This is a genomic window from Bradyrhizobium sp. Ec3.3 (genome assembly GCF_000472925.1).
In the GTDB taxonomy this organism is placed as follows: Bacteria; Pseudomonadota; Alphaproteobacteria; order Rhizobiales; family Xanthobacteraceae; genus Bradyrhizobium.
In genome coordinates this window covers 46,361-68,704 of sequence record NZ_AXAS01000046.1, presented here as the reverse complement: position 1 = coordinate 68,704, position 22,344 = coordinate 46,361, and the positions used below count along the sequence as shown (strand labels likewise).

18 protein-coding genes and 1 pseudogene are annotated in these 22,344 nt (G+C 62.3%); 13 read left to right on the top strand and 6 right to left on the bottom strand.

Features of this window, described 5'->3' with window-relative positions; all coding sequences use genetic code 11:
- Nucleotide 1 precedes the first annotated feature (1 nt).
- The 4 genes from YUU_RS0133060 to YUU_RS0133045 are packed head-to-tail and all read left to right on the top strand — an operon-like array spanning nucleotide 2 to nucleotide 4,339.
- The gene (locus YUU_RS0133060; RefSeq protein WP_027526194.1) at nucleotides 2-352 is read left to right on the top strand and encodes a cupin domain-containing protein; all 351 of its coding nucleotides are present in this window, start codon (nucleotides 2-4) and stop codon (nucleotides 350-352) included.
- A complete protein-coding gene (locus YUU_RS0133055; RefSeq protein WP_027526193.1) occupies nucleotides 349-1,824 on the top strand; it encodes an aldehyde dehydrogenase in 1,476 nt (491 codons plus the stop codon). The genes YUU_RS0133060 and YUU_RS0133055 overlap by 4 nt, the downstream gene beginning before the upstream one ends.
- Nucleotides 1,821-2,864: a tartrate dehydrogenase gene (locus YUU_RS0133050; RefSeq protein WP_027526192.1), complete on the top strand. Its 1,044-nt coding sequence runs from the start codon at nucleotides 1,821-1,823 to the stop codon at nucleotides 2,862-2,864. Before YUU_RS0133055 ends, YUU_RS0133050 begins: the two co-directional genes overlap by 4 nt.
- A gap of 17 nt (nucleotides 2,865-2,881) precedes the next feature.
- A complete protein-coding gene (locus tag YUU_RS0133045; protein WP_027526191.1) occupies nucleotides 2,882-4,339 on the top strand; it encodes an NAD-dependent succinate-semialdehyde dehydrogenase in 1,458 nt (485 codons plus the stop codon).
- A 79-nt stretch (nucleotides 4,340-4,418) separates the two neighbouring features.
- Here the strand turns inward: YUU_RS0133045 and YUU_RS0133040 are convergent, their stop codons facing one another.
- Nucleotides 4,419-5,693 carry an FAD-binding oxidoreductase gene (locus YUU_RS0133040; protein WP_027526190.1) on the bottom strand — a complete coding sequence of 425 codons (1,275 nt, stop codon included), beginning with the start codon at nucleotides 5,691-5,693 and terminating at the stop codon, nucleotides 4,419-4,421.
- A gap of 16 nt (nucleotides 5,694-5,709) precedes the next feature.
- On the bottom strand, nucleotides 5,710-6,378 hold the full coding sequence (locus tag YUU_RS0133035) for a haloacid dehalogenase type II (protein WP_027526189.1): 669 nt from the start codon (nucleotides 6,376-6,378) through the stop codon (nucleotides 5,710-5,712).
- 175 nt (nucleotides 6,379-6,553) lie between these two features.
- On the opposite strand from YUU_RS0133035, the gene YUU_RS0133030 reads away from it, so the two are divergent.
- From YUU_RS0133030 to YUU_RS0133005, 6 genes are all read left to right on the top strand, one after another.
- Nucleotides 6,554-7,396 carry a GNAT family N-acetyltransferase gene (locus tag YUU_RS0133030; protein WP_027526188.1) on the top strand — a complete coding sequence of 281 codons (843 nt, stop codon included), beginning with the start codon at nucleotides 6,554-6,556 and terminating at the stop codon, nucleotides 7,394-7,396.
- A gap of 12 nt (nucleotides 7,397-7,408) precedes the next feature.
- On the top strand, nucleotides 7,409-8,788 hold the full coding sequence (locus YUU_RS0133025) for an aspartate aminotransferase family protein (RefSeq protein WP_027526187.1): 1,380 nt from the start codon (nucleotides 7,409-7,411) through the stop codon (nucleotides 8,786-8,788).
- A gap of 274 nt (nucleotides 8,789-9,062) precedes the next feature.
- Nucleotides 9,063-10,670, top strand: coding sequence for an ABC transporter substrate-binding protein (locus YUU_RS0133020; RefSeq protein ID WP_027526186.1), 1,608 nt, complete (start codon nucleotides 9,063-9,065; stop codon nucleotides 10,668-10,670).
- A gap of 84 nt (nucleotides 10,671-10,754) precedes the next feature.
- Complete coding sequence (locus YUU_RS0133015; protein WP_027526185.1) at nucleotides 10,755-11,705, top strand: ABC transporter permease; 951 nt, start codon at nucleotides 10,755-10,757, stop codon at nucleotides 11,703-11,705.
- Entirely contained in the window at nucleotides 11,702-12,556 is an 855-nt protein-coding gene (locus YUU_RS0133010; RefSeq protein WP_027526184.1) for an ABC transporter permease, read from the top strand. The genes YUU_RS0133015 and YUU_RS0133010 overlap by 4 nt, the downstream gene beginning before the upstream one ends.
- A complete protein-coding gene (locus YUU_RS0133005) occupies nucleotides 12,553-14,214 on the top strand; it encodes an ABC transporter ATP-binding protein (protein ID WP_027526183.1) in 1,662 nt (553 codons plus the stop codon). The genes YUU_RS0133010 and YUU_RS0133005 overlap by 4 nt, the downstream gene beginning before the upstream one ends.
- A 21-nt stretch (nucleotides 14,215-14,235) precedes the next feature.
- Here the strand turns inward: YUU_RS0133005 and YUU_RS0133000 are convergent, their stop codons facing one another.
- Nucleotides 14,236-14,712 (bottom strand): Lrp/AsnC family transcriptional regulator, encoded by a 477-nt coding sequence (locus YUU_RS0133000; protein ID WP_027526182.1) that lies wholly within the window; start codon nucleotides 14,710-14,712, stop codon nucleotides 14,236-14,238.
- Between the two features lie 235 nt (nucleotides 14,713-14,947).
- Between YUU_RS0133000 and YUU_RS0132995 the strand changes: the two genes are divergently transcribed.
- Together YUU_RS0132995 and YUU_RS0132990 are read left to right on the top strand one after the other, a co-directional pair.
- Entirely contained in the window at nucleotides 14,948-16,273 is a 1,326-nt protein-coding gene (locus YUU_RS0132995; RefSeq protein ID WP_027526181.1) for an FAD-binding oxidoreductase, read from the top strand.
- Nucleotides 16,274-16,368: 95 nt separating this feature from the next.
- Nucleotides 16,369-17,316 carry a catalase family peroxidase gene (locus tag YUU_RS0132990; RefSeq protein ID WP_027526180.1) on the top strand — a complete coding sequence of 316 codons (948 nt, stop codon included), beginning with the start codon at nucleotides 16,369-16,371 and terminating at the stop codon, nucleotides 17,314-17,316.
- Between the two features lie 27 nt (nucleotides 17,317-17,343).
- On the opposite strand, the gene YUU_RS0132985 is transcribed toward YUU_RS0132990, so the two are convergent.
- Nucleotides 17,344-18,273: an AraC family transcriptional regulator gene (locus tag YUU_RS0132985; RefSeq protein WP_027526179.1), complete on the bottom strand. Its 930-nt coding sequence runs from the start codon at nucleotides 18,271-18,273 to the stop codon at nucleotides 17,344-17,346.
- Entirely contained in the window at nucleotides 18,222-19,214 is a 993-nt protein-coding gene (locus YUU_RS52545) for an AraC family transcriptional regulator (protein ID WP_084801657.1), read from the bottom strand. Before YUU_RS52545 ends, YUU_RS0132985 begins: the two co-directional genes overlap by 52 nt.
- Nucleotides 19,215-19,713: 499 nt before the next feature.
- Here YUU_RS52545 and YUU_RS0132975 point away from each other — a divergent pair, with 499 nt between their 5' ends.
- Nucleotides 19,714-20,673: an AraC family transcriptional regulator gene (locus YUU_RS0132975; protein WP_027526178.1), complete on the top strand. Its 960-nt coding sequence runs from the start codon at nucleotides 19,714-19,716 to the stop codon at nucleotides 20,671-20,673.
- 2 nt (nucleotides 20,674-20,675) lie between these two features.
- Here YUU_RS0132975 and YUU_RS52540 read toward each other — a convergent pair.
- Nucleotides 20,676-22,240, bottom strand: a pseudogene (locus YUU_RS52540) (winged helix-turn-helix domain-containing tetratricopeptide repeat protein).
- Nucleotides 22,241-22,344 lie beyond the last annotated feature (104 nt).

Genomic DNA, 22,344 nt, shown 5'->3' with positions numbered 1-22,344 from the left:
ATTGCTTCTGAAACTGATCGATCCCAATCCGACTTTCGCCCCGAAAGAGTCCGGCCCGACGCCGGAGCGGCTCATTGCCGGTACGCCCCACTACAAGACCTGGGCGCAAGACATGGCCAAGGGTGAGCTCGTGCATACCGGCGTATGGGAAGCGACCCCGGGCGAAACGCGCTCCATCAAGGGAGAGACCTTCGAGTTCTGTCACATCCTCGCAGGCGTGGTCGAGATCACGCCGGACGGCGGCGATCCGATCACGTTCAGAGCTGGCGACAGCTTCGTCATGAAGCCGGGATTTACGGGCGTCTGGAAGACCATCGAGACCGTACGCAAGATCTACGTCACGGTGTCATGAGCCTGAGCTTCGACCCAGATCAGATCTCGCTGCCGGTCGGCCACTTCATCGGCGATCGGCTGCGGGAGTCTTCCGGTCTGCTTCCGCTGCGCCGCCCTTCGGACGGCTCGTTCTACGCCGACTGTCCCATAGCCTCGGAGAACATCGTGGATGAGGCGGTTCAAACCGCCAGGAAGGCTCTGAAGACCAGCAACTGGGGCGGCGTGCGGCCGCGCGAACGAGCCAGCGTCCTCAAGCGCTGGGCCGATCTCATAGAGCGCGAAGCCGAGATGCTCGCCAGGATCGAGGCGGCTTCATCCACCCGCCCGGTCGGTCAACTCGTCGCGGGAGACATCGCGGTCGCCGCGGAGCAAATCCGTTTCTTCGCCGAATTCGCCGACAAGGAAGGCAGCGACCTGGTGCCCACCGACGACGAGCATCTCGGCATGATCATGACCGAGCCCTACGGCGTCGTCGGCGCCATCACACCCTGGAATTTCCCCCTGTCCATGGCAGGCTGGAAGCTCGGGCCGGCCCTCGCCGCGGGCAACGCAGTCGTGCTGAAGCCGTCCGAGATGACGCCGTTCTCGTCCATCCTTCTCGCACAATTGGCGGTGAAGGCAGGCGTGCCTGCAGGGCTCATCAACGTTGTGCTCGGCGACGGATTGACGACCGGTGCGGCCATCACCGGACATCCCGACATCGCAAAAGTGAGCTTCACCGGATCGACCGGCGCGGGCGCCGCCATCATGGCCAATATCGCGCGCACGGGCATCAAACCGATGACGCTCGAACTCGGCGGCAAGAGCCCGCAGATCGTCTTCGCCGATGCCGATCTCGATCAGGCTGCCGCCGCGATTGCGGGCAGCATCCTCGCAAATGCCGGGCAGGCCTGTGTCGCCGGATCGCGGCTTATCGCCCACATCGTCGTGGCCGAGCCGATCGTTGAAGCCATCATCGCCCATATGCAGGTCGTTCGCGCAGGTCCGACATGGGATGCCGCAACGACTTATTCCCCGATCATCTCTGAGAAACAGCGATCGAGGATTCACACGATCGTGCGAGCAGCCCGCGCAAAGGGGGCCGAATGTCTGGCGGGCGGCGAATCGATGGAAGGCCAGGGCTATTTCTATCAGCCGACGCTGCTTGCGAAGGTGGATCAATCCTCTCCCGCCATCGCCGAAGAAATCTTCGGACCCGTGCTGACGGTTCAGACATTTGTGACCGAGGAAGAAGCCTTGGCGCTCGCCGACCACCCGACCTACGGTCTTGCCGCCGGACTTTTCACTCGCGATGTCTCACGCGTGATGCGGATCACGCGCGCACTTCCTGCTGGCACCGTCTGGGTCAATCGTTACGGCCGATCACGCGACCACATCCTGCCGACGGGAGGCTACAAGCGGTCCGGCATCGGCAAGGATCTCGGCCGCGAAGCCTATCACGCCAATCGCCGCTCGAAGAGCGTGCTCATCCACATCCAGGGGCTGACATGAAGAACTACGCGATCGCTCTCATTCCCGGCGACGGCATCGGCCGCGACGTGACGGACGCCGCTTGGGCCGTGCTCGAGGCTGCTGCCAGGCATTCGGACTTTGCGCTCAGTGGAACGCGATATCCGTGGTCCTGCGCCTATTACAAGGAAACCGGCGCGATGATGCCTGCCGATGGCATCAAGACGCTCGGGAAGTTCGATGCCATTCTGCTTGGCGCAGTCGGCTGGCCGGCGGAGGTGCCCGATGCCGTGTCGCTGCACGGTTTGCTGCTGCCGATACGCAAGGGGTTCACGCAATATGCCAACGTCCGGCCGCACCGCCTGCTCCCGGGCGTCAACGGCCCGTTGAAGACAACCGAGTTTGACATCCTTTGCATCCGGGAGAACACCGAAGGCGAATATTCGGGCGCCGGTGGGCGCGTGCATCAGGGCACCTCCGGCGAAATCGCCGTCGAGACCTCGGTGTTTACGCGCGCCGGCGTGGAGCGGATCTTGCGATACGGTTTCGACCAGGCGCGCAAGCGACGCGGAAAGCTTGCATCGGTCACCAAGTCGAATGCGCAAAAATACTCGATGGTCTTCTGGGACGAGGTGACACGGCTGGTTGCCGCCGACTATCCGGATGTCGAATGCACGAGCTACCACGTGGATGCGCTCGCCGCACGCATGGTCATGGCGCCGGAAAGCCTCGACGTTGTCGTGGCCTCCAACCTTTTCGGCGACATTCTGACCGATCTCGGCGCCGCCATCCAGGGCGGGCTCGGCTTTGCCGCTTCCGCCAACATCAATCCGGAGCGCGGCGCTCCATCGATGTTCGAACCCGTTCACGGCTCAGCCCCCGACATCACCCATCTCGGCACGGCCAATCCGATCGCAGCCATCTGGTCCGGCGCGATGATGCTCGAACATCTTGGCGAGAGCGACGCCGCAGCACGCGTCATGACGTCGCTGGCGGCCACCACGTCCCATGGCATCGGCACGGTTCCCGGCAAGGAGCGCACCGAGGCGATCACCGCAGCCGTACTTTCCCGTCTCTCCTGATCGACAAGGATCATCCGATGCAGAAGCTGAACGACAAGGATCTCTTCCGGCAACAGGGCCTCATCGGCGGCCAATGGCTGGGGGCACTCTCGGGAGCGACGATCGACGTGATCGACCCGGCGACGCAGACCATTCTTGGCACCGTACCGAATATGGGACGGGACGACACGCGCGCCGCAGTTGTCGCTGCAACCAAGGCTTACACCACCTGGCGTGCGAAGACCAACGCCGAGCGCGCCGCACTTCTGGAAGCCTGGCATGGGCTCATGATCGCGCATCTGGACGATCTGGCGCGCATTCTGACGCTCGAACAGGGCAAGCCGTTGGACGAGTCCAAGGGCGAGATCCGTTATGGCGCCTCCTTCGTCAAATGGTTCGCAGAAGAAGCCCGGCGTATCGGCGGCACGACAATCCCCTCGCCAACGCCCGATCGGCGTATCGTCGTTCTCAAGGAGCCGGTGGGCGTGTGCGCAATCATCACGCCCTGGAATTTCCCGAACGCCATGATCACGCGCAAGGTGGCTCCGGCGCTCGCAGCCGGATGCACCGTCGTGATCAAGCCGTCGGATTTCACGCCCTATTCGGCGCTGGCTCTCGGGGTGCTGGCCGAGCGCGCCGGCATTCCCGCGGGCGTCGTCAATATTCTCACCGGCCTGCCGACAGAAATCGGCGCGGAAATCATGGCCAACGAAACCGTGCACAAGATCTCGTTTACGGGCTCGACGCGCGTCGGCTCGCTGCTCATGCGCGGCGCTGCAGACAGCGTCAAACGGGTGAGCCTTGAACTCGGCGGAAATGCGCCCTTCATCGTCTTTGACGATGCCGATCTCGACCTCGCGGTCGAGGGTGCGATCATGTCAAAATTCCGCAATGGCGGCCAGACCTGCGTCTGCGCCAATCGGATCCTGGTACAGGCCGGCGTCTATGATGCGTTCGCGGAGAAGCTCGTCGCCCGTGTCGAAAACATGAAGGTGGGATCAGGCCTCGAGCCGGGTGTGGCGATTGGACCCATGATCAACGAGGCGGCGATCAGCAAGATCAACCGCCATGTCGCCGACGCACTGTCCAAGGGCGCCCGTATCGCCGCGCAACCGGTGACGCTGCCCAAGGGTCCGCAATTTACCGCACCGATCGTACTGACCGAGGCAACCACCGATATGGTGCTGGCGCACGAGGAGACATTCGGTCCAGTCGCCCCTCTCTTCCGTTTCAAGACCGACGAGGAGGCGATTGCCATGGCAAATGCGACGCCCTTCGGGCTCGCGGCTTATTTCTACACCAGAGATCTGAAGCGATCCTGGCGTGTTGCGGAGGCACTTGAGGCTGGCATGGTCGGTCTCAACACCGGCATGGTGTCGACGGAGGTGGCCCCGTTCGGCGGTATCAAGCAATCCGGCCTGGGGCGCGAAGGAGCCCAGGTCGGGATCGAGGAATATCTCGAGATGAAGACCTTCCATATCGGTGGGTTGAGCTAGGCGGTGACGAAACGGAGGGGGCGCATCTCCGCGCCCTCCCGCACGTCCAGGCAGCCTTTCCGCGGTCGTCCCTTTCCGACTACTGAATGCGATCAAGCATCTTGTAGTATATTCCCACCAGCGGCAGGAACCATGGCTTGCCGAAATGGCCGGGCACTGCGGGCCAGTCGAGGCCCTTCATCGGGTTTTGATCTTCGCGTCCGAGCATCGCATCGGCGATGATCATGCCAAGATGAGTAGACAGCTGCGCACCATGGCCGGAATAACCCATCGCATACCATAGCCCGTCCTGATAGCCGGCGCGTGGATAGCGATCGCTGGTCATGTCGACGAGCCCGCCCCAGCAATAGTCGATCGGTATGCCGGCGAGTTGCGGAAAGGTTCGCGTGAGACTGTCAACGAGCACCGCGCCGCTCTTTGCGTCGGAACGCTGATCCGACGTCGCTGAGAAGCGCGCACGGCCGCCGAAAATCAGGCGATTATCCGGTGCCAGCCGAAAATAATTGCCGACATTCATCGAATTGACGCAAGTGCGGTTGCCGGGCATGGTGGCCGCGATTTCGGCCGCATCCAGCGGCCGTGTCGCGATGATGAAGCTGCCGACGGTGACGATGCGGCGACGGAAGTAGGGAAAGTTCGCTGTGGTGTAGGCGCCTGTCGCCAGCAGCACCTGATCGGCGGTGACGCTGCCACGAGACGTCGTCAGGCGGTGGCGCGATCCTTCCCGCGCCTGCGCCGTGACCGGAGCCTTCTCGAAGATGATGGCACCGCGACGTTTGGCCGCCTCGGCCAGCCCAATGCCGTAGCGCCCCATATGCATCATCGCGCTCTTCTTCGAAAGCATCGCGCCAAAGAAAGGCGAGCCAATCTCCGAACTCAGGTCCTGAGCGGACAGCAACGCGGTCTCTGGATCCACCTCGCGATGAACCGCTTCGAAGTTCCGCGCGATAACATCGAAGTGCTTCGGCTTGGAGGCGAGCTTCAGCTTCCCGGCACGGCGGAAGTTGCACGCGATGCCCTCCTCCGCGATCAGTGCCTCAAGCGTGTCGATTGAGGCATCGAGCGCGTGGTAAAGCGCGATGGCTCGATCCTTCCCCAACTCCACCTTGGCGGCAAGATAGCTGTGGGCCAGACCGTTGTTGAGATGCCCGCCATTCCGCCCCGATGCTCCGCTGCTTACCCGGTCTGCTTCGAGAACAACGACCCTGGTTCCTGCCTTCGCGAGCTGGCGCGCAGCTCCCAGGCCCGTGAAGCCGCCACCGATCACCGCGACGTCATAGTGCCCCTCGGCGGGACCTTCGGCACCGCCTGAGAAGCTTGGTGCGGTATCGTGCCAGTAGGAGACGTATTTCACCGCAGATCCCGCCGGCTCAGAGTCCGAACACGCCCGGCAGGCCGCCGATGTCCTTGATTTCAACGTAGCCGTAGTAGGGGTTCGCAGGCTCGTGTCCCCGATTGACCCATACCTTGTTCTTGATGCCGAGATCATGAGCGGTCATCAGGTCGTAACGGAAAGAAGAGGAACAGTGCACCACGTCCTCGGGCCCGCAGCCCAGCGTATCGAACATATACTCGAAGCCCTTCATGCGAGGCTTATAGGATCGAGCCTGTTCGGCCGTGAGCGCGGCATGAAAGGGCGCCCCAAGTTTCGCCACGTTCGAAGGAAGTTGCGCATTCATGGCGTTCGAGAGGATGACGAGCGGAATCTTCTTGGCAACCGTGGAAAGCCCGGCAGGAACGTCGGGATGCGGTCCCCAGCTCGGCACGCGGTCATAAACCATCTGCGCATGCTCGGCCTTGAAGACGACGTCATTGCGCTTGCAGGCGCGCTCCAGCGCGTTGTGGATCACGTCGGCATAGGGCTTCCAGTCGCCGAGAACCTCGTCGAGCCGATAGGCCGCAAAATCCCTGACGAGTGCAGCCATCTGCAGTTCGGGTAGGCGCGCGCGATAGAGATCCTGCGCCGCTTCCGCCATCTGGAAATTCGTCAGCGTGCCGTAGCAATCGAAGGTCACGTATTTCGGGCGAAATTGGCTCATCATCCCCGTCCTGGTGCGCTCGCGCAATGTCAGAGCCGCAACAATAGAGCGCCTATGCGGCATAAGATGCGGCTTTTCCGCCGGCTGCGGTGGAAGATATCGTTCGCGCGGCGGCCTTCAGACGATCTGCACATCGCCAAAATACGAGACTGGTGCCGGACAGGAACACGAGTCAATGACCCAGGGCAACATCTCGCTCACCGCCTTCCGCCCCGAACATCTCGAAGGTGCGCTACGCCTTTCACGTCAAGCCAAATGGCCGCATCGCCTCGACGACTGGCGACTGGCACTCGATCTGAGCGCGGGATTCGTCGCGTTCGATGCGAATGCTTCAACCGTTGTCGGGACGGTTCTGATGACGCCCTACAAGCGGGATGTCGCAACCATCAACATGGTCATCGTCGATGAATCCGCTCGCGGGCGCGGATTGGGCCGCCAACTCATGGAGGCGGCCATCGCGCTGGCGGGATCGCGCGCGCTGAGGCTCGTTGCAACAGGCGAAGGCCTGCCGCTCTATCAGAAACTCGGCTTTTGCCGGACCGGAACGATCGTCCAGCATCAGGGACTGGTCTTGCGTGTCACCCCGCCTGCCAATGTCCGGCCGGCAGAGCCGCGCGATATCTCCGAGATCATCGAACTCGACAGAAGTGCGTACTGTGCAGACCGGGAAGATCTGCTTCGTGTTCTTGCGAACTCCGGTCGCCTCGCGGTGCTCGGTGATGGCCAAAGGATAACTGGATTTGCGGCGCTGCGCGCCTTCGGCAGAGCTGAGGTGATCGGCCCTGTCGTGGCCGCGAACGCCGACGAGGCGAAGGCTCTGCTCGTCTATTTCATGGCCGGGCGGCAAGGACGCTTCGTTCGCGTGGATACTTCCGAGGCCTCCCAATTGGGAGCCTGGCTCACGGACAAGGGTCTCGTCCAGGTGGACGAGGGCATTGCCATGCAGCGCCCTGTCGTTGCGCGATCCGGCCGCGCGCCAGCCACGGCATTCGCCCTCGCCAGCCAGGCTTTCGGATAAACGGAGACTTTGATGCTCAGCAATTCACTCATCGAACTCGATCGGGCTCATCTCGTCCACCCGGTCGCATCCTACCGGGGGCATGAGGCGACCGGCGTTAGAGTCCTGAAGTCGGCCAGGGGAGCGATCGTGACGGACGCTTCCGGACATCAGCTCGTCGACGGCTTTGCCGGGCTCTGGTGCGTCAATGCCGGCTATGGGCACGAGAGTATCGTTGCGGCCGCGGCCAGGCAGATGCAGGAGCTTCCCTACGCAACGGGCTATTTCAGCCTCGGCTCGGAGCCAGCGATCCGGCTTGCAGCAGAGCTGGCGCAGCGATCTCCCGGTGACCTGAACCACGTCTACTTCACGCTCGGCGGTTCGGACGCAGTCGACAGCACGGTCCGCTTCATCCGTTACTACTGGCACGCTCGCCGCGAGCCGCAGCGAGAGCATTTCATCACCGTCGAACAGGGATATCACGGGTCCTCGACCGTCGGCGCCGGGCTGACCGCCCTGCCCTCTTTCCATGCCGGGTTCGGCTTGCCGCTAAGCTGGCAGCACAGGATTCCCTCGCACTATGTCTATCGCAACCCAGCCGGAGAGGATGGAGGCGCCATCATCGCCGCCTCGCTGGCTGCCCTCGATGCGAAGATCGAGGAGATCGGAGGCCCGGAGCGCGTCGCCGCATTCTATGCCGAGCCGATCCAGGGCTCAGGCGGCGTGCTCGTGCCGCCCAAAGGCTGGATGAAAGCGATGCGCGCGCGGTGCCGGGCATATGGCATCCTCTTCGTGGCGGACGAGGTGATTACCGGGTTCGGCAGGACCGGACCGCTTTTCGCGTGCAGCGAGGACGAGATCGTCCCGGACCTCATGACCGTCGCCAAGGGATTGACTTCTGGATACGTGCCAATGGGCGCGGTTTTCCTGTCGGATCACGTCTACGACACGATCGCCGATGCGGCGGGCTCCAGCGCAGTTGGCCACGGTTATACCTACTCCGCGCATCCGGTCAGTGCCGCGGTAGCCCTCGAAGTGCTGCGCCTCTACGAGAACGGCCTGCTTGCGAATGGCGCAAAGGCCGGTGCACGCCTGATGGCGGGCCTTCAGTCGCTAAGGGATCACCCCCTTGTCGGAGATGTGCGGGGCCGTTGCATGCTCGCCGCCATCGAACTCGTCACCGACAAGCAACGCAAGACGCCACTTCCCGCCGCGGCCGAACCGGCAAAGCGCATCTTCGACCGCGCCTGGAAGAACGGCCTTGTCATCCGTGCCTTCCCGACGGGCGTGTTGGGCTATGCCCCGCCGCTCTGCTGCTCCGAGTCCGATATCGAAGCCATCATCGAACGCACCGCCAGGACGCTTGATGACACGCTGGCCGATGCCGAAGTTCGCGCCGCATTGCAACATTAGTAGGCATGCATAATGAGCCGGCTGCAAGCTGGTCCGAAATACTAGAAACCGAGGCATCTTCGCAATTTTGTGCCGTGGCCCGCGGTTTTTTCGGACACAGCCGCGGGACTATCCTGCGAGACTTCGATCGCGGGAAAGAATGCAGTCCTTAAGGGGTGCTGCGGCCTGGTCGTTTTAACGGGACCGGGCCGGCACCCACGACAATCGTGCGACAGAACAATCTGCCGCTCACCGCAGCATGAGCCATAGCCTTAGCCAGCGACGAGGGATTGACATGAGCGACACGACGAGGAACTGGTCCTGTTCAGACGACGCCATGGTCGAGAGCGCTATTCGGCGCGGGGCTTCGCGCCGCGACCTTCTGAAGTTCATGCTCGCCAATGGCGTGGCACTGGCTGCCGCCAGCGCGGTCTTCGGCCGCGCGTCGCAAGCGGTGGCGGCGACACCCGTGAAAGGCGGCGCTCTGAAGGCGGCGGCCTGGTCCTCCTCGACCGCCGACACGCTCGACCCAGCCAAAGCCTCGCTCTCGACCGACTATGTGCGCTGCTGCTCCTTCTACAATCGCCTGACATTCCTCGACCAGGCTGGCGTGCCCCAGATGGAGCTCGCCGAGTCGATCGAGAGCGCCGATGCCAAAACCTGGACGATCAAGCTGAAGAAGGGCATCACCTTCCATAGCGGCAAGGACCTCAGCGCCGACGATGTCATCTTCTCGCTGAAGCGCCACCGGGACAAAGCAACCGGTTCGAAAGTCGCGGCGATCGCTTCCCAAATGACCGACTTCAAGGCCGTCGACAAGAACACCGTCGAGGTTACCCTGGCGAGCCCCAACGCGGATCTCCCGACGATCCTGTCCATGCATCACTTCATGATCGTGGCCGACGGCACGACCGATTTCTCCTCAGGTAACGGGACCGGCGCCTTCAAGTGCCAGAAATTCGAACCCGGCGAGCGCTCGATCGGCGTGCGAAATCCCAACTACTTCAAAGGCGGTCCGAACGTCGATTCATTCGAGTTTTTCGCCATTCCTGATGAAAACGCTCGAATCAATGCCCTGCTGTCCGGCGACATTCAACTCGCTGCGTCGATCAACCCGCGATCGGTGCGCCTGCTCGAAGGTCGGACTGGTTTCGCGCTGTCCACGACCACGTCGGGCACGTACACCGACCTGAACATGCGCATGGACATGGTGCCCGGCAACAACCGGGATTTCGTGGAGGGCATGAAATACCTGGTCAACCGCGAGCAGATCGTCAAATCGGCGCTGCGCGGCTTCGGCGTCGTCGGCAATGATCAACCCGTGTCGCCTGCCAACTTCTACCACAACGCGGCGCTCAAGCCTAAATCGTTCGATCCGGACAAGGCCAAATTCCATTTCGAGAAAGCTGGCGTGCTCGGTCAGACCATTGAGGTCATCACCTCCGATGCGGCCGGTTCGGCGATCGACATGGCCATGATCATTCAGGCTACGGCCGCCCAGATCGGTATGAAGCTCGATGTGAAGCGCGTGCCCTCCGACGGCTACTGGAGCAATTACTGGCTGAAGGCACCGATCCACTTCGGCAACATCAACCCTCGTCCGACGCCGGACATCCTGTTCTCCCTGCTCTACAAGTCGGATGCGCCATGGAACGAGAGCCGGTTCAGCTCGGAAAAATTCGACAAGATGCTGCTCGAGGCCCGCGGCTCGCTCGATCAGGCCAAGCGCCGCGAGATCTACAACGCGATGCAGGTGCTGGTTTCGGAAGAAGCGGGCACCATTATTCCGGCCTACATCTCCAATGTGGACGCCATCACCGCCAAGCTGAAGGGACTGGAGCCCAACCCGCTCGGCGGTATGATGGGCTACGCCTTCGCCGAGTACGTCTGGCTTACCGCCTGACCGGCGCATAGCGAGGTGCCTGCTCTGGCTCCCGACATCGGAACCATGGGCTGAACAAACCCGGCGTGGTGCGGGAGCGCGAGCGTGAGAAGACAAGTTACGTCACTTGTGGTGAAGCGGCTTCTCATCGCCTTGATTACGCTCGTGATCGTTTCCTTTGCCGTCTTCTTTGCCACCGCACTTTTGCCCGGCGATACAGCCACGATCCTGCTCGGGCAGTCCGCGACGCCCGAAGCCGTCGAGGGTTTGCGCAAGGCCATGCATCTCAATGATCCCGCGATCATCCGATTCCTGAGATGGATGGCCGGGCTCGTCCAGGGCGATTTCGGCACGTCTTATGCAAATAACGTCCCGGTCGCCAATCTGATACGCGGACGGTTCGCCAACACGATGATGCTTGCAGGACTGACCGCCTCGATCGCCGTGCCGCTCGCCCTGACGCTTGGCATCACCGCCGCAATGTGGCGCGGAACCCTTTACGACCGCATCGTGACAGTTGCGACCATCGGCATCATCTCGGTGCCGGAGTTCATGATCGCAACCCTCGCGGTGCTGCTGTTCGCAGTCTACCTCAAATGGCTGCCGGCACTGTCTTTCACCAACGAGGTCAAGTCGTTCTATGACCTGATGCGGACCTACGCGATGCCGGTCGTAACGCTCACATTCGGCGTTTCGGCACAGATGATCCGCATGACGCGCGCCGCCGTGGTCGAGACGTTGAACACGCCCTATGTCGAGATGGCTCTCCTCAAGGGCGCTTCGCGCCCCCGGCTGGTGCTGAGGCACGCACTGCCCAATGCGCTTGGCCCCATCGTCAATTCGGTCGCACTCTCGCTATCGTATTTGCTCGGCGGTGTGATCATCGTGGAGACCATCTTCAACTATCCCGGCATCGCCAAGCTGATGGTCGATGCCGTTTCGACCCGCGACCTGCCGCTGATCCAGACATGCGCGATGATCTTCTGCCTGGGTTACCTGGCATTGATCACGGCCGCCGACATCATCGCCGTCCTGTCCAATCCGAGGCTGCGATGACGAGAGCGACTTTGTCCGGCCGGTTCGGAATGAGATTGGGCTATCGCTTCAATCTCATAGGCATGTCGGCGCTGAGCATCATTCTTCTCTGGAGCGGCGTCGCCCTTTTCGCCCCGCAGATCATCCCGCATTCGGTTGGCGAGATCGTCGATACCGACTATTTCGGGCCTATGAGCCGAGACCTGTGGTTTGGCTCGGACTATCTCGGCCGGGATATCTTTTCGCGCATCCTGATGGGAGCACGCTACACACTCGGCATCTCGCTTGCCGCCGTCTCCATCGCCTGTTTCAGCGGCGTCGCACTCGGCATGACTGCAGCGGTCGCCGGCGGATGGTTCGACAGCATGTTGAGCCGGTTTCTCGATGCGCTCAACTCTATTCCAAGCAAGCTGTTTGGCCTCGTCGTGGTCGCCGCGGTTGGCTCGTCGATCCCGGCGCTGATTGCGACGCTCTCGGTGATCTACACCCCGGGAGCTTACCGCTTCGCCCGCGCTCTCGCCGTCAATGTCAACACGATGGATTTCATGGCGGTCGCCCGCATTCGAGGCGAAGGCCTGCCCTATCTCATCGCATCCGAGATCCTTCCCAACATTCTCGGTCCCGTGCTTGCCGACCTCGGCCTGCGCTTCGTCTTTATCGTGCTCCTGCTCTCTGGCCTGTCCTTTCTAGGTCTCGGCGTGCAACCACCCTACGCCGACTGGGGAGCGCTGGTCCGCGAGAATATCGGTGGCCTGCCCTTTGGCGCACCGGCGGTGATCTTCCCTTCGCTCGCCATCGCAAGTCTCACGATTAGCGTCAACCTTCTGATCGACAACCTGCCGAGCAGGATTCGCGACCGGAGCGCCGAATGACCGGAAACCTCGTCGAGATCCGCAATCTCAGGGTTGAGGCAACGACCGACGCAGACAGACGGGTCGAGATCATCAAGGGCGTCAGCCTCGACATCGCCGAGGGCGAGATCGTCGCCCTCATCGGCGAGAGCGGCTCGGGCAAAACCACGATTGCCATGACGCTGATGGGCTACACCCGGCAAGGCTGCGCAATCACCGGCGGCGAAGTACACCTCGCTGGCGTCGACATGGTGAAGCTCTCGGAAGCGGAACGCGCGGGCATTCGCGGGACGAGGGTCGCCTACGTGCCGCAGAGCGCTGCGGCCGCCTTCAACCCTGCACTCACCATCATGGATCAGGTCATCGAGGTGGCGCGCATCCACAAGCTGATGTCGACCGCAGAGGCACAAGCGAAAGCCCTTTCGCTGTTCAAAGCACTGTCGCTGCCGGAGCCGGAAACGATCGGCAACCGCTATCCGCACCAGGTCTCGGGCGGCCAGTTGCAGCGCCTCGCCGCCGCGATGGCCCTGATCGGCCAACCGAAGGTCGTCATCTTCGACGAGCCCACCACGGCGCTCGATGTCACGACCCAGGTTGAGGTGCTGCGCGCGTTCAAGGCTGTCACGGCGCAGCACAGCATCGCCGGCGTCTACGTCTCGCATGATCTGGCCGTCGTCGCCCAGATCGCCGACAGGATCGTCGTGCTCAAAGACGGCACGGTCCAGGAAACGGGCACGACCAGCGAAATCCTCGAGGAGGCCCGGCACCCCTATACAAGGGAACTGCTGGCCGCGTTCAGGCCGAAGGCACAACAGCGCGGGCCTGAACACGAGGACGCGACCGACGGTCACCTGCTTCAGGTCGACAATCTGACAGTCGGCTACGGCCCTCGTCGGCGCGATGGACAACCGTTGATCAGCGCCGTCCAGGCAGTCAGCCTCAAGCTGGATCGTGGGCGTAATCTCGGCATTATCGGCGAGTCCGGCTGTGGCAAGTCAACGCTTGCCCGGGCGATTGCCGGGATCCTGCCGGCCCATGCGGGCGACATCATCTTCGATGGGCGCGAATTGGGGAAAGCCGGCCGCGGCCGTACCCGCAACGAACTCCGCAAGATTCAGATCGTGTTCCAGCACGCTGACACAGCGCTCAACCCCGCGAAGTCGGTGGAAGACATCTTGAGACGTCCCCTCACCTTCTACCACGGCATGAAGGGCAAAGCGCGTGATGCGCGCGTCAGCGAGCTTCTTGATCTGGTCCATCTCCCCAAATCGGTGCGCCATCGATTGCCAAGAGAACTTTCAGGCGGTCAAAAGCAGCGGGTGAACTTTGCTCGAGCGCTCGCTGCCGAGCCGACGCTCATCCTGTGCGACGAGATCACGTCGGCTCTCGATACGGTCGTGGCGGCCGCGGTGGTCGAGCTCCTGAAGGAGTTGCAGCGCGAGCTCGGCCTCTCCTACATCTTCATCAGCCATGACCTGTCGGTCGTAGAGGCAATCTGCGACGAGATCATCGTGATGTATCGCGGCCAGAAGGTCGAGGAGATCACGCCGAACCGGTTGGCGGCACCGCAGCACCCTTATACGCGGCTGCTGTTCTCTTCGGTCCCCAAACTCGATCCCACCTGGCTCGACAATCTGAAGCAGAACGCCGAAGAGGTGCGGGCCTATTGCCACCAGTAGAGGCGCTGGCGCAGCCGGCTATCAGGCAGGAAAGAGGCTGGTCAGCGGCATCTGCGAGCGCACGATGGGCGACTTCAGGACGACGAAGCTGAAATATTTGTCGATGCCGATATCCATGTCCGTCAGGCGTTCCATGATCGTCTGGTACTCGCCGATGCTGGCGGTGACGAACTTCAGCATGTAATCGTATCCGCCGGAGACGAGATGGCATTCGATCAGCTGATCGACCTTGTCGACCGCCGCCAGGAAGCGGGCGAAGTCGATTTGCCGATGGTTCTTCAACGTCACTTCCGTGAACACGGTCAGCGTCTGTCCGAGCTTGCGCACATTGATCTGGGCCGAGTAGCCCTCGATGTAGCCCTCGCTCTGCAGTCTCTTCACACGCATGAGACATGGGCTCGGCGACAGGTTGACCAACTCGGCGAGCTCGACATTTGTGATGCGACCGTTCTTCTGGAGTTCGTGGAGGATCTTGATGTCGATCCGGTCCAGCTTCATTGACGATCCTCCATTGAGCACGCGCCGGAAGGCGCAGCATAAAATTTGGTCCAATGAGCCAAAAGCCCACCTATCCTGTATCCGTTGGCCACCGCCGGCGTCATATCATTCAGGTAGAATGCCGTTTTGCAGGATAATGAGGATACAGCACAAAATGCTGGGCTGCCATCGAATCCAGCGCCGTTCGCGCCGATGCGCGACATACGATGCGGCGAGCGAAATCTAGGACGTCAGGATGCCTGCGCCACTCTGCCACATCGAGACCTCGCCGGATCTTCCCCACAGCGCCGACGTGGTGGTCATTGGAGGCGGCATTATCGGGGTGTTTGCCGCCTACTATCTCACCCTGCGAGGCCTCAGCGTCGCTCTCGTGGAGAAGGGGCGGATCGGGGCCGAGCAATCCAGCCGAAACTGGGGCTGGTGCCGCCAGCAAAACCGCGATGCGCGAGAACTGCCGATCGCAACCAAGAGCCTGGACCTGTGGGAGAGCTTTGGCGCCGAAAGCGGCGAGAGCACCGGCTTCTCTCGCTGCGGCCTCCTGTACCTCAGCAACGATGAGGCGGAGCTCGACGGCTGGGCGCGCTGGCGCGACTTCGCCCGTACGGCCGGCGTGACCACGCACATGCTCGATGCGACCGAGGCGACGCGGCGCGGCGCGGCGACGGGCCGCGCCTGGAAGGGCGGCGTCTTCTCGCCAACCGACGGCACCGCCGATCCCGCCAATGCAGCGCCGGCGGTCGCGCGGGCGATCCTCAGGCGTGGAGGCTCGGTGCGCCAGATGTGCGCGGCGCGCGGGCTGGAGACCGAGGGCGGCCGGATCAGCGCGGTCGTGACGGAGCACGGAACGATTCGCACGCGTGTCGCCATACTGGCAGGCGGCGCGTGGTCTTCGTCCTTCTGCCACCAGGCCGGCATTCGGCTTCCGCTCGCCTCGATCCGCTCGTCCATTCTCTCCGTCTCGGCAGGCACGAAGGGCCTACCGGACGCGCTCCACACCGCCGCCGTTTCGGTGACGAAACGCGGCGACGGCGGATACACGCTCGCCATCAGCGGTCGCGGACGCGTCGATCCAACCGCGCAGCAGTTCCGCTTCGCCCCGCAGTTCCTGCCGATGTTCGCGCGCCGCTGGCGCAGTCTGCTCCCCGGCGGCCTCGAGGGCGTGAGGTCGGGACACGAAACGCTCCGCCGTTGGCGCGCGGGCAGCCCGACGCCGATGGAGCGCGTTCGCATCCTCGATCCCACGCCCGATCAAAGCACGATCGAACTCACGCATCGGCGCGCCCTCGAATTGTTACCGGCACTGAAGGACACGAAGATCACCGCCACGTGGGGCGGCTACATCGACTCGACACCCGATGGCGTGCCGGTCATCGGAGAAGCGTCCGGCCTGCCTGGGTTGATATTGGCGGCGGGCTTCAGCGGCCACGGCTTTGGTATCGGCCCAGCATCCGGGCACCTCGTCGCGGACTTGGTGACCGGCGCGGCGCCGATCGTCGATCCCAGACCCTACCGGGCCGAGCGCTTCGCCGGATTTACGGTCGGCAAGGTTTCGGACTTTTAGGGATTGGCAACGACGCGTCGCGATAGCAGCAACCGCTCTACAAGTACCGCAATCGCTCTGGCGCAACGAAATACCAGGTTCGCTAGATCGTTGCGATGTCAACCAAAGACCCCGCGAAGTCCCAGTTCCCGACCGGCAGCGCCGCGCCCGCGTCGATCGTCGACGCCCTGAAAGCGGTAGCTGGTGATCCACCAAAGGTACGCGCGAGCTTTGCCAGGGGCCAATGCGTCCATGGCGCTTATATCCCGTCGGATCAGGCGGAGGAGATTACGAAATCCCAGAGCTTCACTAGACCATCGCGCGTACTGGCGCGCTTCTCGGTCGGCAGCGGCAATCCCAGGGTTACGGATACCGACAAGCTCGCGCTGCGCGGCTTCAGTTTCAGGCTCGGGAACGTTGATCATCGGTCCGACATTCTCACGCAGAGCGCTCCGGTGCATTATGCAAGGACGCTCGACCAGATGCTGGCGTTCCTCGACGCGAGCATTCCGGGAGAGGACGACAAGCCGGATATGGAGAGAATCAGCGCATTCGCCGCCGCCAATCCCGAAACGCAGCATCAGGCCGATTACATCGCCGCGCGCCCGCTGCCGGCGAGCTTTGCTGGAACAACCTACTGGGGCGTGCATGCCTTTCCCGCGACGAATTCGATGGGGGAGACTCGGTTCATCAAGTTCAAGGTCACGCCGGTCGGCGGAGATATCGCGCTGGCGGAGGACGAAGCCAAGGCGAAGTCTGCGGATTTTTTGCACGAAGATCTCGAACATCGGATCGCCGCAGGCGATGCCCGCTTCAGCGTGATGGCCCTGCTCGATCGTCCCGGGGATCCCACTATGGACGCGACCATCCGTTGGCCAGACGAAGACAGACGGGAGGCGCTGCGGTTGGGAACAATCGTCATCACAGCTATCGATCCAAACGAAGCGTGCGACGCCTTCTTCTTCGATCCGGCAAATCTCGCCGAAGGCATCGGTCATCCGCCGGACGAGATCTTCGCGGCGCGCAGCGCTGCCTACGCTATCTCGTTTGCGAGGCGTCGTTGATCGAGCGAGCCCCCTGATGGCCGCGGACTATGTATCGTCTTCCGGCGCGCCCAGTGTTTCGCGGCGCCACACGCCTGGGCTGACGCCGACCGCGGCCGAAAATACCTTCGTGAAGTGGCTTTGATTGGCAAACCCGGCCGATAGTGCAATCTCGGCCAGCGGCAGCTCGCGTACAGTCATCAACTGCTTGGCCGCCTTCACGCGCTGGCGCAGCAGCCATTGGTGCGGCGGCAAACCAGCCGAAACCCGAAATGCACGTGAAAAATGGCTGACGGAGAGACCGAACTCGGCCGCGATCTGCTGCAACGAAAGCTGCCCGCCGAGATCGGATTCGAGTTTTTCGCAGGCGCGCTTCACTTGCCACGCAGCGAGACCGCCGCGGCTCGACACGGTGATGCGCTCCAGTCCGCCATAGGCCTGCGCGATGTGCGCCGTGAACGCGAGCATCATGTGATCGATGAAAAGCTGGTTGGCCTCGGCCGGCCGACGCAGCCCTTCCAACAGCGATGCTCCGATATGACGCATGACCTTGTCGTCATGGCCGAAGCCGAACTGACAAGCGAGATCGCCAACACGCCGTGTACGGGATTCTTTAGCGATGGTGTCGAGCGCTGAACGCGGAAGATAAAACTGGAGGGAATGGAAGGGCTTGTTGATGATAAAGCCCGGATCGCTCCTGAGGTCGTACAGATACGTTGTACCGGGTCTGACATCCGTCTTCGTGACGCACTTGCCGTGATCCCAGAGTTCGCAGTCCGGGTAATTGCGAAGCTTCAGGCTGACGAGATAGGCCTCATCGGCCACTGAGCCGGAACGGCCTGGCACGGGGGTATCATCCTGGGTTTCGGTGACCGCGAGATCGACGCCGCGCATTGAACGCGTGATCAGCGAGGGCGGTGCATCCCTCAGGCGCAACTGCTGCCTGACCCTTTCTCCGAAGGTGCTCGCCTGTGCCATAGGCGTGGTCCCTTGGTTTCGCTTCCTGTTGCACCAAACGCTTCGCGGCGCCACACGCCTGGGCTGACACCGACCGCGGCCGAGAATACCCGCGTGAAGTGGCTTTGATTGGCAAACCCGACCGAAACTGCGATTTCGGCCAGCGGCAGATCGCGGACAGTCATCAACTGCTTGGCCGCTTTCACGCGCCGATGGAGCAGCCATTGATGCGGCGGCAGTCCGGTGGAGAATCGAAACGCGCGCGAAAAATGACTGACCGAGAGGTCAAACTCGGCCGCGATTTGTTGCAATGAAATCGTCCCGCCGAGGTCAGACTCGAGCCTTTCGCAGGCTCGCTTCACCTGCCACGGCGCAAGACCGCCGCGAGCCAGCTCGCCGGTTCGCCTCAGCCCGCCATAAGCCTGGGCGACATGCGCGGTAAGCGCAAGCATCATGTGATCGATGAAAAGCTGGTTGGCCTCGGCCGGCCGACGCAGTCCCTCCAGCAGCGACGCGCCAACATGACGGACGACCGTGTCGTCGTTTCCGACGCCGGGCTGATAGTCAAGTTCGCCGACGCGTGGAGCGCCGCTCTGTTTGGCCATGTCGTCGAGCGCCGAGCGCGGCAGATAGAAAAAGACGGAGTGGAACGGCTTGTCAATTACGTAGCGTGGATCGCGCTTCAGGTCATAAAGATAGGTTGCGCCGGCGCGGACATCCGTCTTGATGACGCACCGACCCCGTTCCCAACATTCGCAGTCGGGGTAGTCGCGAAACTTGAGGCTTACGAGATAGGCATCCTCGGCGGGAAAGGGGCCGGAAAGATCGCACACCGGATCGTCATTCCGGGTTTCGGTGACCGCGAGCTCGGCGCTGCGCAGCGAATGCGTTATCAGCGAGGGCGCCTCCTTCAAAAACAAGGGCCGCCCGAGCCTCTGTCCGTAGACCCCCGCTTGTGGCATATGTGTCAATCTCATCCAGTGGAATTTGACCTGGCGGGCCATTGCTGCGCCCTACCAGATCGAGAATGCATTATCGGAGGTAGGCGAGCACCCGTCCAGACTAGCTCGTCAACTGACAGGTGTGTCGGCCGAGTCCCCGATTAATTCTCGGCAAGACGATTTTTCAAAGCGATTCCAACGCAATTGGCGCTCGTCTCGCCAGGTTCCACAAGATCACTCTCGGGTTCCATCGTGCGTTTGTGAAGCCGGCACTTCCAAGCCTTCCCGCATTGACCACGCCGACCGCCGCATCCGCCGCTCGAATAGGCTTTGAGCAGAATCAGGCAAAGCACGCCCGGTTTGGAAAAGACCCCGTAGTTCTCCGCGCCTAGAACGCGATCGAAAGGTCGCGGCGCTTAGGCGCATCGATACGGGCAGACAGGAAGCATCGGCTTCGTAACAGCCCGCAAAGTTACGCCGAGCAGCGCGAGTGTCGGCCCCACAAACGCGAGCATACGCCATGCGCAAGCCGATCTTGAATGATCCTTTGCAAGCGCTGCTGGTGGCACCCGAGACGCACCAGAGCGAATTGCCGGGCGCCAACCGGCGTCCCGCGGATATGGAAATGGCGCGCGTCCTCAAGACCGCGCCGCTCCGCATGGCTTCCGATGCGTCGAATGGCGCTATCGCCCATTGGAAGCATGGAGCTCTGCACGACGTGGTCGAGCCAATGGCTGACCACGTCATCATGACCTATCCCACGGGCGTACAGCGACTGGAGCGGCGCACCGGGAAATCGATCGCCATTGGCACGGCGCGTTCCGGCGTGGTGACGATCATTCCGGCCGGCTCAAGCGCGCGATGGGACATTCCCGGGCTTGTCGACGTGGTCCAGCTTTATCTGCCGCACACGACGCTTGAGCGGATTGCGCATGAAGCCGACAAAGCCGAACCGGGCGATCTCCTGGAGCGAACCGCACATCCCGACATGATCACATCCCGCCTGCTTATGAGTGCGTCGGACGCGCTGGACGGCAATGCGGCCCTGGATGCTCTGTTCAGGCATCAGCTTACGGATCTTCTGGCCACGCGCCTGCTCGCTGCGCACGCGGATACGCCAACCCCGTTCCAGCCAGTTGCAGGTGGGCTGTCACCGACAGTCCTGCGCCGCGCCATCGAGCGCCTGCGCTCCGATAGCGATGCGGACCTCTCTCTCTCCGCGCTTGCTTCGGATGCGGGGCTGTCGCGCTTTCACTTCTGCCGAGCCTTCAAGGAAAGCACTGGTCTTTCACCTCATGCCTGGATGCGCCAACACCGGCTCGAGCAGGCCATGAACATGCTGCGCGACACCGACACATCGATCGCCTTGGTGGCGGCAGAGCTTGGCTATGCCTCTCAAACGGCCTTCGCCGCAGCGTTCAGGCGATTGACCGGAGAAACGCCGAGCGATTGGCGGCGGCGCATGCGGTGCATGCAATGAGGTCACTCCGGTAATCCCGCTTGACGCAAGCCGTCTTGGAAGCGGGCGAGATGCTCCGGTCGTCGGATCGGAATCCAGCCTTCGAGGCTGGAAACACGAAACTCGGGATTCAGCTTCTGCAAGTGCTCGACCGCGGTGTGCGCCTGCTCGGCACGACCGGCAAGCGCGTGGCTTGCGGCGATGATGGCCACCAGCACCAGGAAGCTGGGCAATTGCTTGAAGGACTGTTCTGCCCAGTACGAGGCCATGTCAAAGCGCCCCGCAAATAAATGCGACAGCGCTACGCCTGCCTGCATCCGGAACATCTCCGGATCCAGCGGGCTGAAACGCATCGCGCGCGCAAAGAGTTCGATCGCAGCGTCGGGGTCCCCGTTCTCGGTTCTGAGAAAGCCTCCCAGGAACCAGGCCGACGCCAGGTTCGGGTTGAGCACAAGGGCCTTGTCCACCAGCGCGATCGCCCCCTCCACGTCGCCGGCAAGATGGGCAAGAGCATGTCCACCCCTGGTGAGCGCGACGGCATCGTCCTTGCCCAATTCCACCGCAAGGCGGGCCAATCGGAGGCCTTCGGCGATTTCCTGCTCTCGATCGGTCATCCAGCCGTTGACCTTTCGCCAGAAATGACACCACGCTGCCATTGCATGGGCGGAGGCAAACTCCGGATCGAGCTGCATGGCCTTGTAGAACAGGGGAAGCGCCTCGTCGATCGACTCGCGGGTCCCTCGATGCAGGTGGGCATGGCACGCAAATAATTGTCGTATGCACTGAGGCTGCCAGTCGGTTTCCGTCTGGCGCGCTCGATCTCCGCTCGTTCGAGCTGGGAGGCGACTGCTCCGACGATGCTGTTCGCAATCTGATCCTGAAGCTCGAAAATGTCGTCGAGCGGCCCTTCGAACCTTTCCGCCCACAGGTGGGTGCCGGTCGCGACGTCTACGAGTTGGCCCGTGATGCGAATGCGGTTCTCGGACTTGCGCACGCTGCCTTCGACGACGTAGCGGACGCCGAGCTCGCGCCCCACCTGCTTTTCGTCGACCGTCTTGCCCTTGTAGGTGAAGCTTGAATTGCGGGCGATCACGAACAGCCAGCGAATACGAGACAGCGCGGTGATCAAATCCTCGACGACGCCATCCGCAAAATAATCCTGCTCGACATCGCCACTGAGGTTCCGGAACGGCAGGACCGCGAGCGACGGGGACTCCGGCAAGGGCAGAGCAGGCGCCGGGATGTCCGGGGCAGTGATCGGGGTGCTGATGGGCAATTCGCGTTCTTCGATCTTGCCGACAAACCGAAGGCCTTTGCGCGAAACCGTCCTGATCAGGCGCTGCTCCTTGCCAGTGTCCCCGATCGCCTTGCGCACCGCGTTGATGTGACTGGTCAGCGTCGACTCGGAAACGATCCGTCCTTCCCAAACACTCTCGAGAAGGTCGTCTCTTGTCACAACCTGCTCCCGCTTCTGGATCAAGAAAAGCAACAGATCGAATACCTTAGGTCCGATCGTAATCAGTTCGGCGCCTCGCCTGAGCTCGCGGCGTCCGGCGTCCAAGCAATAATTTTCGAATGAGTACGGCACTTCTCGCACTCCGCTTGGACAAGAAGCCAAGGAATATCCAACCGCAATTCAGGGCGGCTGCAAGGATTTCCATCCCGCACGCGCGCACTCTCCCCTCGCGTTCA

Coding starts and splice junctions, on each gene's coding strand:
- YUU_RS0133030 (WP_027526188.1), top strand. CDS start 6,554: ATGACCCAGGGCAACATCTCGCTCACCGCCTTCCGCCCCGAACATCTC.
- YUU_RS0133035 (WP_027526189.1), bottom strand. CDS start 6,378: ATGAGCCAATTTCGCCCGAAATACGTGACCTTCGATTGCTACGGCACG.
- YUU_RS0133005 (WP_027526183.1), top strand. CDS start 12,553: ATGACCGGAAACCTCGTCGAGATCCGCAATCTCAGGGTTGAGGCAACG.
- YUU_RS0132985 (WP_027526179.1), bottom strand. CDS start 18,273: ATGGCACAGGCGAGCACCTTCGGAGAAAGGGTCAGGCAGCAGTTGCGC.
- YUU_RS52545 (WP_084801657.1), bottom strand. CDS start 19,214: ATGCCACAAGCGGGGGTCTACGGACAGAGGCTCGGGCGGCCCTTGTTT.
- YUU_RS0133000 (WP_027526182.1), bottom strand. CDS start 14,712: ATGAAGCTGGACCGGATCGACATCAAGATCCTCCACGAACTCCAGAAG.
- YUU_RS0132995 (WP_027526181.1), top strand. CDS start 14,948: ATGCCTGCGCCACTCTGCCACATCGAGACCTCGCCGGATCTTCCCCAC.
- YUU_RS0133025 (WP_027526187.1), top strand. CDS start 7,409: ATGCTCAGCAATTCACTCATCGAACTCGATCGGGCTCATCTCGTCCAC.
- YUU_RS0133020 (WP_027526186.1), top strand. CDS start 9,063: ATGAGCGACACGACGAGGAACTGGTCCTGTTCAGACGACGCCATGGTC.
- YUU_RS0133050 (WP_027526192.1), top strand. CDS start 1,821: ATGAAGAACTACGCGATCGCTCTCATTCCCGGCGACGGCATCGGCCGC.
- YUU_RS0133010 (WP_027526184.1), top strand. CDS start 11,702: ATGACGAGAGCGACTTTGTCCGGCCGGTTCGGAATGAGATTGGGCTAT.
- YUU_RS0132990 (WP_027526180.1), top strand. CDS start 16,369: ATGTCAACCAAAGACCCCGCGAAGTCCCAGTTCCCGACCGGCAGCGCC.
- YUU_RS0133045 (WP_027526191.1), top strand. CDS start 2,882: ATGCAGAAGCTGAACGACAAGGATCTCTTCCGGCAACAGGGCCTCATC.
- YUU_RS0132975 (WP_027526178.1), top strand. CDS start 19,714: ATGCGCAAGCCGATCTTGAATGATCCTTTGCAAGCGCTGCTGGTGGCA.
- YUU_RS0133055 (WP_027526193.1), top strand. CDS start 349: ATGAGCCTGAGCTTCGACCCAGATCAGATCTCGCTGCCGGTCGGCCAC.